This is a genomic window from Arthrobacter arnarulunnguaqae, from assembly GCF_051262515.1.
Taxonomy (GTDB): Bacteria; Actinomycetota; Actinomycetes; order Actinomycetales; family Micrococcaceae; genus Arthrobacter_N.
Window position 1 is genome coordinate 1 of record NZ_JBIMER010000007.1, and the last position, 12,463, is coordinate 12,463.

Consider the following 12,463-nt stretch of genomic DNA (forward strand, 5'->3'; position numbering starts at 1 on the left):
CAGATTGAAGAGCGAATTCCGGTGGCGTGGCGTCCATCCGGTGCGCCGCCACCCCTGCAACCGCCGGACGGCTGCGGGTAGCGTACGGCCCATGGCTACTTCGAACACCGATCTGGATTCATCCGAGCACGCCCCGGACGTGGAAGCGCTGGAACGCTGGTGGCGGGCGGCCAACTACCTCTCCGTCGGCCAGATCTACCTCCGGGCCAACCCCCTGCTCCGTCGCCGGCTGGAGGCGGACGACGTCAAGAAGCGCCTGCTGGGCCACTGGGGAACCACGCCCGGACTGAATTTCATCTACGCTCACCTGAATCGGGCCATCCGGGAACGCGCCCAATCCATGTTGTTCGTCACGGGACCGGGCCATGGCGGGCCCGCCAACGTGGCCAACGCCTACCTCGAGGGAACCTACACCGAGGTCTATCCGGACGTCACCACCGACGAGGCCGGCCTCGATCGCCTGTTCCGGCAGTTCTCCTACCCCGGCGGCGTGCCCAGCCACGCGGCGCCGGAGACGCCGGGTTCCATCAGCGAGGGAGGCGAGCTGGGCTACTCCCTGGCCCATGCCTACGGGGCCGCCTTCGACAACCAGGACCTCATCGTCGCCTGTGTCGTCGGCGACGGCGAGGCCGAGACCGGCCCGCTGTCCGGATCCTGGCAGTCGACCAACTTCATCGATCCGGTCCACGACGGCGCCGTCCTGCCGATCCTCCACCTGAACGGCTACAAGATCGCGAACCCCACGGTGTTGGCACGGATGCCGGAAGAGCGGCTCCGGAAATACTTCGAGGGCCTCGGCTACGCCCCGCGGTTCGTCACCGTCGGAGACCCCGACGACCACGCAGGGGCGCACGCCGACTTCGCGGCGGCGCTGGACGCGTGCCTCGACGGCATCCGCGGGATCCAGGACCGGGCCCGCGGCGGACATGCCGCGGACGAACGGCCCGGTGCGGACCGGCATCGGGCCGACGAGGCCCAGCCGATCTGGCCGATGATCGTGTTCCGTTCACCCAAGGGATGGACCGGCCCCCGCACCGTCGACGGCCAGTCCGTGGAGGGCACGTGGCGCTCTCACCAGGTCCCGCTTTCCGGCATCCACGAGGACCCCGGTCACCTGGCGCAGCTGGAGGAGTGGCTCTTGTCCTACCGCCCCGACGAACTGTTCGACGGCGACGGGACGCCGCGCGCCGACGTCGTGCGACTCGCGCCGGAGGGCGAGCTGCGCATGAGCGCTACCGCCCACGCCAACGGGGGTCGGCTGCTGGAGCCACTCGACCTTCCCGATCCGGCGGAGCACCTGGTGGACGTCGGCGCGCCCGGCACCGAACGGCTGGGTGCCATGGCCAACCTCGGGGGGTGGATGCGCGAGGTGATCCGGCGCAACCCCCGCAACTTCCGCCTTTTCGGGCCGGACGAGACCGCGTCGAACCGCCTTTCCGCCGTGTACGAGGCGACGGACAAGGTGTGGCAGGGCGAGATCCGCGACGTCGACGAGCACCTGGCCCGCGCCGGCCGCGTGATGGAGGTGCTGAGCGAGCACCTCTGCCAGGGGTGGCTGGAGGGCTACCTGTTGTCCGGCCGGCACGGGGTGCTCAACTCCTACGAGGCGTTCGTGCACATCGTCGACTCCATGTTCAACCAGCACGCCAAATGGCTGAAGGTGCACCGGGAACTGGCATGGCGCCGTCCGGTGGCCAGCCTCAACTACCTGCTGTCTTCCCACGTCTGGCAGCAGGACCACAATGGTTTCTCCCACCAGGATCCGGGCTTCATCGACCACGTGGTCAACAAGAAGGCGGAGGTGGTGCGGGTCTACCTGCCGGTGGACGCGAACACCCTGATCCACACCATGGACCACGTTCTGCGCACCCGGGACTACGTGAACGTGGTGGTCGCGGGCAAGGTCCCGGCCCTGCAATGGTTGGATCCGCGGCAGGCCGCGGAGCACTGCGCCGCGGGGCTCGGGGTGTGGGACTTCGCCGGCAGCGAGGTCGAGGGGCGGGAACCCGACGTCGTCCTCGCCTGCGCCGGCGACGTTCCGACGACGGAGGTGGTCGCCGCGGCCGCCATGCTGCGCGCGGACGACCCGGAGCTGCGGATACGCGTGGTCAACGTGATCGACCTGATGCGGCTGCAGGACGACCGTGCCCACCCGCACGGCCTGGCGAAGTCCGCCTTCGACTCCTACTTCACGACCGATCGCCCCGTGGTGTTCGCGTACCACGGGTACCCATGGCTCATCCACCGGCTGGCCTACCGGCACACGAACCACGACAACTTCCACGTCCGCGGCTACATCGAGGAGGGCACCACCACGACGCCGTTCGACATGGCCATGCTGAACCGGATCGACAGGTTCCACTTGGCGCTGGACGTGTTGGACCGGGTTCCGGAGGTCGAAGCCCGGCAACCCGGGCTCCGGTCCCGCTATGAGCTCCGCCTGCGCCAGGCCCACGACCACACGCGCAGCCACGGGGAGGACCTGTCGGAGATCGACGGCTGGACGCTCTGAGGGAAATGCGCGGAGGATATCGCTCACCGGGTTTCCGCGCCGGCTGAATTTCGCGTTGAGAGGAAACCCCCGGAAACTTCCGCCAAAGCGGGCGCTCTCGGGTGACCATCCCAGTAAAGTGAGTGTTTCAGAACGTAATGCACGCCACAGTCGACGCCGGGAAACCGGCGGCGGCCGAGACACCACGATCTACGGGGAGCCATGACCGCAGAACCCAAGGCACTGCCGACACCCAAGCGCGACCACGGCGACGCGTCGGTCCGCCCGCAGGACGACCTGTACCGGCACGTCAACGGCGGTTGGCTGTCCACGGCGGAGATCCCCGGCGACCAGGGCAGCTACGGCTCCTTCATGCAGCTCCGCGACGAGTCCGAGGCGGCCGTGCTGGAGATCATCGAGGACGCGCGGGCCGCGGCGTCCAACGGTGGGGCCGGCGACGCCCGGAAGGTGCGGATCGGCGCTCTCTACACCAGCTTCATGGACGAGGACGCGATCGAGGCCCGCGGCATGGAACCGATCCGGGGAGATCTGGCGGCGGTCTACGAGCTGGGGGACATCGGGTCCCTGGTGCGGTTGGCGGGATCCCTGCAGCGCCGCGGCGTCTCGGGATACTTCCAGGCCGGCGCAAGCAGCGACGCGGGCGCCCCGGACCGGAATCTGCTGACCATCCTGCAGTCCGGCCTCGGCCTGCCGGACGAGTCGTACTACCGCGAGGAGCAGTTCGCCGACCTCCTGGCCGAATACCGGACACACCTCGGGCGCCTGCTCACGCTCGCCGAGGTGCCCGACGCCGAGGAGGCGGCGGACGCCGTCGTGCGTTTGGAGGCCGCGCTGGCCGCCCACCACTGGGACCGCGTGAAGTGCCGCGACGCCCAGGCCCGCTACAACCTGATGACCGCCGACGAGCTGTTCGCGCTGCACCCCTCCGCGCGCCTGTGGCTCGAGGGCGCCGGGATCGCGGAGCGGTACTACGCGGAGGTCGACGTCTGGCAGCCCAGCTACCTCGAGGGCCTCGAGAAGGTGCTGGCAGAACAGCCGCTGGGCGCATGGAGGCACTGGCTCGCGGTCCAGGTGGTCCGGAGCAACGCGCCGTACCTCTCCAAGGCGTTCGTCCTGGAGAACTTCTCCTTCTACTCGGCCAAGCTCGCCGGGACCAAGGAACTCAAGGAGCGCTGGAAGCGCGGCGTGGCGTTTACCGAGGGGGCCGTCGGGGAGGACATCGGCCAGCTCTACGTGGAGCGCCACTTCCCGCAGCGCAGCAAGGAACTGATGGAGGGCCTGGTCGCCAACCTCACGGAGGCCTACCGCCTCTCCATCTCCGCCCTGCCGTGGATGGGACGCGAGACCATCGCCAAGGCGCTGGAGAAGCTCTCAATGTTCCGCCCCAAGATCGGCTACCCGGTCAAGTGGATCGACTACTCGGCCATCGAGGCGGATCCGGCGGACCTGATCGCCAACGTCGCCAGCACCAACGCGTTCGAGTTCGCCCGCGAACTCAAGAAAATCGACGACGGCGTGGACCGCGACCTGTGGTTCATGTTCCCGCAGACGGTGAACGCGTACTACCACCCGCTGCTGAACGAGATCGGCTTCCCCGCCGGCATCCTCCGCGCGCCCTTCTTCGACGCCGACCGCGACGCGGCCTCCAACTACGGCGCCATCGGCGCGGTGATCGGCCACGAGATCGGGCACGGCTTCGACGACCAGGGATCCCAGTTCGACGGCACCGGCGAGCTCAAGAACTGGTGGACGGAAGAGGACCGGGCCGCGTTCGAGGAACTGACCGGGAAGCTTGTGGCGCAGTACGACGCCCTGGTTCCGCCCGAGGCGCCGGAGTACCACGTCAACGGAAAACTCACCCTCGGCGAGAACATCGGCGACCTCGGCGGGCTCGGCATCGCGTACAAGGCCTACAAGCTGGACCTGACCGCGCGCGGCCAGGACGAGGACGAGGTCCTCGACGGGCGCAACGGGGACCAGCGCTTCTTCCACGCGTGGGCCGAATGCTGGCGCTCGCTGACGCGGCCGGAGACGATGGTCACCCGCATCACCACCGACCCGCACTCGCCGGGGGAGTTCCGCTGCAACCAGGTGCCCCGCAACATGGTGGCCTTCCACGAGGCCTTCGGGACAAAACCGGGCGACGGCATGTGGCTGGACCCTGCCGACCGCGTGGAGATCTGGTAGCCGCTAGGGCGTCTGGAAGTATTCGGCGACGTCGCTGACCAGCTCGCCGACGGCGGCCGGCACGGAGGCGTGGATCCCCTTCGGGGACTCCTCGTAGCCGGAGCCGGCCACCGTCCCGTGCAGGATCCGGGCGGTCTCGCGGAAATACTCCGGACTGTTGGCGCCGGCCATGAAACGCGTGTTGGGCGGCAGGCTGGCGAAATGCGCGGCCGTGTCCTCCTCCTGGAGCGCGGCCCGCAACTCGCCCACGCCCGTGGGCAGCAGCCGCCGGAACATCCGTCCGGCGCGCGTGAGGGCGGTTCCCGCCAACAGGACGGCCAGGATCGGCTCGGGCACCTTGGACAGGGTGGGGGAGTGGCGCGTTCCGCGCTGCAGCCGCGCCAGCGCGAGCCGCCACCGTCCCGCCTCGACGGCCTGGATGAACCCCTCGACCCATGCCGAGTCGATGCTCCCGTCGATGTTGATCGCTGGATCGTAGACGGCGAGCCGGTCCGGGACCAGCGACGGGTCGGCGAAGCGCGCGTCGTCGGGGTCCCCGGACTGGAAGGCCTGCACGGCGTTGAGCACCACGGCCCCGCCGAGCGAGTGGCCGAAGAGGTTACGCGCGCCCGTGGCCCGAAGCATCAGCGCGAGGTCGGCGATCTCGGTGTGCATCCCGTAGCCGTCGGGCTGGTCGGAGGAGCGTCCCCGGCCCCGCCGGTCGTAGACATCCACCGCCCAACTTTCGCCGAGGCACCGGCTGAGGGACTTGGCGAAGGGCCGGTAGATCAGGGCCGTGATGAACGCGCCGCCGACCACCAGGACGCGCCGGTCCCCGGGCGCGTCGGCCTGGCCGTACGTGTGCAGGGCCAGCCGGCCGCCGTCGGGCGTGGGTACTATGCGCTCTTTCATGGTCTCCCCATCCTATGGAGAGGGCGTGCCCGGGGCGGCGTCGCCGGCCCCGGGGCGCGGACATCCCGAAGGACGTAGAATTGTCTACCGTGACTGCCGAGAACAAAACCGCCGCCCCCGCCGCGACTCCCGCGCCCATCGACGCCAGCGACCAGCGCCAGGTGCGCCTGGAGAAGCGCGCCGAGCTGCTGGCCTCCGGACGCGAGGCGTATCCGGTCGGCGTCGCGCGCACGCACACCCTGCTGGAGGTCCGCGACGCGTACGCGCACCTAGAGGCGGGCGAGGAGACGGAGGACTTGGTCGGCGTCGTCGGACGCGTGGTCTTCCAGCGCAACACCGGGAAGCTCTGCTTCGCGACCCTCCAAGAGTCCGGTCCGTCCGGCGCGGCCGTGCGACTGCAGGCCATGCTGTCCCTGGCCAACGTCGGCGAGGAGTCCCTCGCGGACTTCAAGCGGCTCGTCGACCTCGGCGACCACCTGTTCGTCAAGGGTGCGGTGGTCTCCTCCCGCCGCGGTGAGCTCTCCATCATGGTCACCGAATGGGAGATGGCGTCCAAGGCCATCCGCCCGATGCCGGTGCTGCACGCCGACCTCAACGAGGAGACGCGCGTGCGCCAGCGCTACGCGGACCTGATCGTCCGCGACGAGGCCCGCGAAATGATCTACAAGCGCGACGCCGTCACCCGCGCCATCCGCGACACCCTGTACGGCCACGGTTACGTGGAGGTCGAGACGCCCATTGTGCAACTCGTCCACGGCGGCGCGGCGGCACGCCCCTTCCGCACGCACCTGAACGCGTTCGACCAGGGCATGACGCTGCGCATCGCCACGGAGCTCTACCTCAAGCGCACCGTCGTCGGCGGCATCCCGCGCGTGTTCGAGGTGGGCCGGCTCTTCCGCAACGAGGGTGTTGACTCCACGCACTCCCCGGAATTCACCACGCTCGAGTGCTACGAAATCTACGCGGACCAGTTCGTCATGGCGGACCGCATCAAGGAAATCATCCTCAACGCCGCGGACGCCGTCGGCGCGGGCAGGAGCATCGAGACGTCCAAGGGCACCATCAACCTCGACGGCGAGTGGCGCTGGCTCGGCGTCTACCCCGGGCTCTCGGAGGCCGTGGGCCAGGAGATCACCCCGGAGACGCCGGAGGCCACGCTGCGCGGGATCGCCGAGCGGCACGAGGTCAAGACGGACCCGAAGTGGGGAGCCGAGAAGCTCGTCATCGAGCTGTTCGGCGAGATCGTCGAGCCCACGCTGATCGATCCGACGTTCGTCTTCGACTACCCGCCGACGGCGCAGCCCCTGGCGCGCCCGCACCGCTCCAAGCCGGGCGTCATCGAGGCGTGGGACCTCATCATCGGCGGCATGGAGCGCGGCACCGCCTTCTCCGAGCTGATCGACCCGGTGATCCAGCGCGAGCGGCTCACGGAGCAGTCCGCGCTCGGGGCCGGCGGCGACGACGAGGCCATGCAGCTGGACGAGGACTTCCTGCGGGCGCTGGAGTACGGCGCCCCGCCGATGGGCGGCATCGGGCTCGGCGTCGACCGCCTGGTCATGCTGTTCACGGACGCCGGAATCCGCGAGACCATCCTCTTCCCGCTCCTGAAGCCGGAAGCGTAGGCTCGGGATGCAATACGTGGAGGTCCTCGCGCCGACCGTCGTCGTCGCGCTCATTTTCTGGTTCGTCGTCCGCACGCTTTTCCGCGTGGACCGCAACGAACGGCGCGCCGAGGCGGAGGCGGACGCGCGCAGCGCCGAGGAAAACCCAAAGGACGACGCCGGAAATTGAGTTTCCGTCGCGGGCAAAGATGGTTGCCGCCCGCGGGAAGTGCATAGACTGGCAACGCACCCCTGACTTGACCTAGGAGCCACCGTGGCACGGAAAGTCGAAATCACGCTGGTCGACGACCTTGACGGGTCGCCCGCGGAGGAGACCGTGCACTTCGGGCTGGACGGCAGCCACTATGAGATCGACCTGGGCGCCGCCAACGCCGGCCGCCTGCGGGAGATCCTCGCCCCGTTCGTCGACGCCGCGCGGCGCTCGAACGCGTACTCCTCGGCCGAGGCTCCGGCAATCCGCGCGTGGGCCGCCGAGCAGGGTTTCCACGTCAGCGAGCGGGGCCGGCTGCACTCCGAGGTCATCGAGGCCTACCGCACGGCGCATCCCTAGCCCGCCGGGCGCCGGGAGGTTTATCCCTACGGCGAACAAGCGCCCCAAGCGCGCGTTTGGTGCGTAGCATCGAAATACGCGTTAGCTAGGAGTGTGCCGCATGTTTGAGAGATTTACCGACCGTGCCCGTCGCGTTGTCGTGCTCGCCCAAGAAGAGGCGCGCATGCTCAACCACAACTACATTGGAACCGAGCACATCCTGCTCGGCCTGATCCACGAGGGCGAGGGGGTCGCCGCCAAGGCGCTCGAGTCGCTGAACATCTCGCTGGGGGCCGTGCGCGAGCAGGTCCAGGAGATCATCGGCCAGGGCCAGCAGGCGCCCTCCGGCCACATCCCGTTCACGCCGCGCGCCAAGAAGGTCCTCGAACTTTCCCTGCGCGAGGCGTTGCAGCTCGGCCACAACTACATCGGCACGGAACACATCCTGCTCGGCCTGATCCGCGAGGGCGAGGGCGTCGCCGCCCAGGTCCTCGTGAAGCTCGGCGCCGACCTGAACCGCGTGCGCCAGCAGGTCATCCAGCTGCTCTCCGGCTACCAGGGCGGCAAGGAGACCGCCGGCGCCGGCGTCGGACAGGGCCAGCAGGAGGGCACCCCGGCGGGCTCCGTGGTCCTGGACCAGTTCGGCCGCAACCTCACGGCCGCCGCCCGCGAGGGCAAACTCGACCCGGTGATCGGCCGCGAGTTCGAGATGGAGCGCGTGATGCAGGTGCTCTCGCGCCGCACCAAGAACAACCCGGTGCTCATCGGCGAGCCCGGAGTCGGCAAGACCGCCGTCGTCGAGGGCCTCGCGCAGTCGATCGTGCGCGGCGACGTTCCCGAAACCATCCGGGACAAGCAGCTGTACACGCTGGACCTCGGCTCCCTCGTCGCCGGATCCCGGTACCGCGGCGACTTCGAGGAGCGCCTGAAGAAGGTGCTCAAGGAGATCCGCACCCGCGGGGACATCATCCTGTTCATTGACGAGATCCACACCCTCGTCGGCGCCGGCGCCGCGGAGGGCGCCATCGACGCGGCTTCCATCCTCAAGCCGATGCTGGCCCGCGGCGAGCTGCAGACCATCGGCGCCACCACGTTGGACGAGTACCGCAAGCACATCGAGAAGGATGCCGCGCTGGAGCGCCGCTTCCAGCCGATCCAGGTCAAGGAGCCCTCCGTGGAGCACACCACGGAGATCCTCCGCGGCCTGCGCGACCGCTACGAGGCGCACCACCGCGTGTCCATCACGGACGAGGCGCTGGAGGCCGCCGCGCAGCTGGCGCACCGCTACGTGTCCGACCGTTTCCTCCCGGACAAGGCGATCGACCTGATCGACGAGGCGGGCGCGCGCCTGCGCATCCGCCGAATGACGGCGCCGCCGGCGCTCAAGGCCATGGACGAGGAGATCGCCAACGTGCGCCGCGAGAAGGAGGCGGCCATCGATTCGCAGGACTTCGAGGGTGCCGCGTCGCTGCGCGACAAGGAACAGAAGCTCCAGGACGCCCGGGCCGAGAAGGAAAAGGCCTGGAAGAACGGCGACATGGACGAGATCGCCGAGGTCGACGCCGAACTGATCGCCGAGGTCCTCGCGAACTCCACCGGCATCCCGGTCATCAAGCTCACCGAGGAGGAGTCCAGCCGCCTGCTCAACATGGAGGCGGAGATTCACAAGCGGGTCATCGGCCAGGACCAGGCCATCAAGGCCATCTCCCAGGCGATCCGCCGCACACGCGCCGGGCTGAAGGACCCGAACCGCCCCGGCGGCTCGTTCATCTTCGCCGGCCCGACCGGCGTCGGAAAGACCGAGCTCGCCAAGGCCCTCGCCGAGTTCCTCTTCGGCGAGGAGGACGCGCTCATCACGCTGGACATGTCCGAGTACTCCGAGAAGCACACGGTCTCGCGGCTCTTCGGCGCCCCTCCGGGATACGTCGGCTACGAGGAGGGCGGCCAGCTCACCGAGAAGGTCCGCCGCCGCCCGTTCTCCGTGGTGCTGTTCGACGAGGTGGAGAAGGCCCACGCTGACCTGTTCAACTCGCTGTTGCAGATCCTCGAGGACGGCCGCCTGACGGACTCCCAGGGCCGCGTCGTGGACTTCAAGAACACGGTGATCATCATGACCACCAACCTCGGAACCCGCGACATCTCCAAGGGCGTCATGACCGGCTTCCAGTCGGCGACGGACACCAAGACCGGCTACGACCGCATGCAGGCCAAGGTCCAGGAGGAACTGCGCCAGCACTTCCGCCCGGAGTTCCTGAACCGCGTCGACGACGTGGTGGTCTTCCCGCAGCTGACCCGGGAGGAGATCGTCAAGATCGTCGACCTGTTCGTGGCTCGCCTGGAGAAGCGGATGGTGAACAAGGGAATGCACGTCAGGCTCACACCCGCCGCAAAGGTGTTGCTGGCCGAACGCGGCTATGACCCCGCCATGGGTGCCCGTCCGTTGCGCCGCACCATCCAGCGCGACATCGAGGACCAGCTTTCGGAGAAGATCCTCTTCAATGAACTGGTCACCGGCCAGACCGTGACGGTGGACGTCGAGGGCGAGGGCGACGACGCGAAGTTCACCTTCGTCGGCCACGTCGAGGACGCGGCCATCGATGGCGCGGACGAACCGGCCGCCATCGAGGGCCACCTGGCACACGACGGCAAGTAGCCCCGGCGGCACACCGGCAGCTACGCACGAGGCCCGCTCCGCGCACATGCGGGGCGGGCCTCTCCGCGCGCCTAAGATGGGGCGCATGACTTCGTTTTCCATCCGCCGGGCACGCACTCCGGACGTCGCGGGCATCCGCAAGCTCGTTAAGCCCCTGGCCGACGACCGTGTCCTGCTGGAGAAGGAGGCGGTGGCGTACTACGAGAACCTCCAGGAGTTCTTCGTGGCGGAGGCGCACGACGGCGGGATCGTCGGGTGCGGTGCGCTGCACGTGATGTGGGAGGACATCGCGGAGGTGCGCACGCTGGCGACCTCCGGCGCCTGGCGCGGGCACGGCGTCGGCAAGGCGTTGCTGGCCAGGCTGATGGAGGAGGCGCGGGACATCGGCGTCGGCCGGGTCTTTTGCCTGACTTTCGAGGTCGATTTCTTCCGGCGCAACGGGTTCGAGGTGATGGCGGACCAGAGCGTCGTGGACCCCACCGTTTATTCCGAACTGCTGCGCTCCACGGACGAGGGCGTGGCCGAATTCCTTGACCTGGCACGCGTCAAGCCCAACACCCTCGGGAACACGCGGATGATCGCGGAGTTCCGCTCCTAGGTGACGCGCCGGCTGTTCACCGCGAATTCGACAAAATCGGTGGACTCGGCGAACACGCGGCAAACCTCAAGAACGAGCACGGCGACAAGATCAACGACGGAGTTGACTCGTTGCAGGAGCAGCACCTCGGCAGTCAGGACGGCGACCAGCAGCAGGGCAACCAGGACGGCCGGAACCGCTGAAACCAGTAGTCTCCGCGGCGGTGCCGCAACACGGGACGTCCCCGCCGGCCATGTGCCGGCGGGGACTTCGCGTTCGTCCCCTCGACTTCGGCGGCGAACCCGTCCACGGGCCAGGACCCCGTCAGCGTCCCGTCGGGCACGGAGACCCGACCGACGCGTGGACATGGTTTCAGGATAGGCGCGGAACACCCCTAGTGCGGCAGGGCGACGCCGTCCGGCCCCTCGTGCGCCAGCCCGTCGGACAACAGGCCCCGCAGGCAGCCTTCGCGCTGGGGCGCCGCGGCGGGCAGCTCCGTCAGGCGCCGCCACGCGGCCTCCGCGTCCCCGCCGCCGGGGAGCGCGGCGCCTTCGACCGGTCCGGAGTCCCGGACGCCACCGGCGAACACGACGTCGGCGCCTCCCACCAACAGGTGCCTGGGCACGGGTCCGTCGCAGGCGCGCAACACACCCATCATGGCGCCGCGCACCTGTCGGTCCGTTCCCGCCCACGCTTGCCCCTTGGGGACGTAGTGCGGCTCGGGCCGGCCCGCGGCAACCCACGCGCACGATTCCAGTACCGGGCATTCGGCGCAACGCGGCGACCGCGCTGTGCAGACGAGGGCGCCCAGCTCCATGACGGCGGCGTTCCACGCGTTGGCCAGCGCACCGCCGTCGTGCGCGGAATCCGGCATCAGCGCCTCGGCGAGCCGGGCCTCCCCGGCCGTGTAGCTCGGTTCGGGGAGGGCGCGCCCGGAAACCAGGCGGGCGTGGACGCGGCGGATGTTCGTGTCCACCACCGCCTCCGGCCTGCCGAACGCGAAGCTGCCGATGGCTGCGGCCGTGTACGCGCCAACGCCGGGGAGGGCCAGAAGCTCGGCGTGCGAGTCGGGCACGGCGCCGTCGTGGTCCTCGGCAATGCGCTGGGCGGCTGCGTGGAGGCGCAGGGCGCGACGGGGATAGCCCAGGCGGCCCCACGCCCGCAGGGCCTCCCCGACCGGCTCGGAGGCGAGATCGGCCGGCCGCGGCCAGCGGGCCATCCATTCCGTCCATACCGGGGTCACGCGAACCACGGGTGTCTGCTGGAGCATGAACTCGCTGACCATCACGCCCCAGGCGGTGCGATCGTCCCGTCGCCACGGCAGATCGCGGGCGTTCAGGGCATACCATTCGGTGACGCGGCGGTGGAGGCCGGCGGGCGGTTCGGCGTGCGCGACCGGCCGGGCACGTTCTGCTTGAGGGGGCACGGCGCTCCTGGTTCGGGTGGTTGCGGCATAAATACCCTAGCGCCCGGCGTGGGAACCACCGCGCGC

At 69.3% G+C, this 12,463-nt stretch carries 10 protein-coding genes; 7 read left to right on the plus strand and 3 right to left on the minus strand.

Translation table 11 applies throughout. The features are described 5' to 3' along the window. The first annotated feature begins 91 nt into the window (after positions 1–91). Complete coding sequence (locus ACHAAJ_RS08290; RefSeq protein WP_435727616.1) at positions 92–2,512, plus strand: phosphoketolase family protein; 2,421 nt, start codon at positions 92–94, stop codon at positions 2,510–2,512. 201 nt (positions 2,513–2,713) lie between these two features. Continuing rightward, positions 2,714–4,699: a M13 family metallopeptidase gene (locus ACHAAJ_RS08295; protein ID WP_435727617.1), complete on the plus strand. Its 1,986-nt coding sequence runs from the start codon at positions 2,714–2,716 to the stop codon at positions 4,697–4,699. Between the two features lie 3 nt (positions 4,700–4,702). Here ACHAAJ_RS08295 and ACHAAJ_RS08300 read toward each other — a convergent pair whose 3' ends face one another. Further along, positions 4,703–5,590, minus strand: a complete 888-nt coding sequence (locus ACHAAJ_RS08300; protein WP_435727618.1) for an alpha/beta fold hydrolase — start codon at positions 5,588–5,590, stop codon at positions 4,703–4,705. Between the two features lie 89 nt (positions 5,591–5,679). Between ACHAAJ_RS08300 and lysS the strand changes: the two genes are divergently transcribed. The 5 genes from lysS (at position 5,680) to ACHAAJ_RS08325 (ending at position 10,992) form a co-directional block, all read left to right on the plus strand. Continuing rightward, positions 5,680–7,212, plus strand: coding sequence for a lysine--tRNA ligase (lysS, locus tag ACHAAJ_RS08305; protein WP_435727619.1), 1,533 nt, complete (start codon positions 5,680–5,682; stop codon positions 7,210–7,212). Positions 7,213–7,219: 7 nt separating this feature from the next. Further along, positions 7,220–7,381, plus strand: a complete 162-nt coding sequence (locus ACHAAJ_RS08310) for a hypothetical protein (protein WP_435727620.1) — start codon at positions 7,220–7,222, stop codon at positions 7,379–7,381. Positions 7,382–7,465: 84 nt separating this feature from the next. After that, on the plus strand, positions 7,466–7,762 hold the full coding sequence (locus ACHAAJ_RS08315) for a histone-like nucleoid-structuring protein Lsr2 (RefSeq protein WP_435727621.1): 297 nt from the start codon (positions 7,466–7,468) through the stop codon (positions 7,760–7,762). A gap of 100 nt (positions 7,763–7,862) precedes the next feature. Beyond that, complete coding sequence (locus tag ACHAAJ_RS08320; RefSeq protein ID WP_435727622.1) at positions 7,863–10,394, plus strand: ATP-dependent Clp protease ATP-binding subunit; 2,532 nt, start codon at positions 7,863–7,865, stop codon at positions 10,392–10,394. An 85-nt stretch (positions 10,395–10,479) separates the two neighbouring features. Beyond that, positions 10,480–10,992, plus strand: coding sequence for an amino-acid N-acetyltransferase (locus ACHAAJ_RS08325; RefSeq protein WP_435727623.1), 513 nt, complete (start codon positions 10,480–10,482; stop codon positions 10,990–10,992). Here ACHAAJ_RS08325 and ACHAAJ_RS08330 read toward each other — a convergent pair. Then, positions 10,989–11,339: a hypothetical protein gene (locus ACHAAJ_RS08330; protein ID WP_435727624.1), complete on the minus strand. Its 351-nt coding sequence runs from the start codon at positions 11,337–11,339 to the stop codon at positions 10,989–10,991. The two genes, ACHAAJ_RS08325 and ACHAAJ_RS08330, sit on opposite strands and share 4 nt — an antisense overlap. A 26-nt stretch (positions 11,340–11,365) precedes the next feature. After that, the gene (locus ACHAAJ_RS08335; protein WP_435727625.1) at positions 11,366–12,397 is read right to left on the minus strand and encodes an HhH-GPD family protein; all 1,032 of its coding nucleotides are present in this window, start codon (positions 12,395–12,397) and stop codon (positions 11,366–11,368) included. Positions 12,398–12,463 lie beyond the last annotated feature (66 nt).

Bases quoted from the DNA above. Each gene is read 5' to 3' on its own strand.
- ACHAAJ_RS08290 (WP_435727616.1), top strand. From the start codon at position 92: ATGGCTACTTCGAACACCGATCTGGATTCATCCGAGCACGCCCCGGAC.
- ACHAAJ_RS08295 (WP_435727617.1), top strand. From the start codon at position 2,714: ATGACCGCAGAACCCAAGGCACTGCCGACACCCAAGCGCGACCACGGC.
- ACHAAJ_RS08300 (WP_435727618.1), bottom strand. From the start codon at position 5,590: ATGAAAGAGCGCATAGTACCCACGCCCGACGGCGGCCGGCTGGCCCTG.
- ACHAAJ_RS08310 (WP_435727620.1), top strand. From the start codon at position 7,220: ATGCAATACGTGGAGGTCCTCGCGCCGACCGTCGTCGTCGCGCTCATT.
- ACHAAJ_RS08320 (WP_435727622.1), top strand. From the start codon at position 7,863: ATGTTTGAGAGATTTACCGACCGTGCCCGTCGCGTTGTCGTGCTCGCC.
- ACHAAJ_RS08325 (WP_435727623.1), top strand. From the start codon at position 10,480: ATGACTTCGTTTTCCATCCGCCGGGCACGCACTCCGGACGTCGCGGGC.
- ACHAAJ_RS08330 (WP_435727624.1), bottom strand. From the start codon at position 11,339: ATGTCCACGCGTCGGTCGGGTCTCCGTGCCCGACGGGACGCTGACGGG.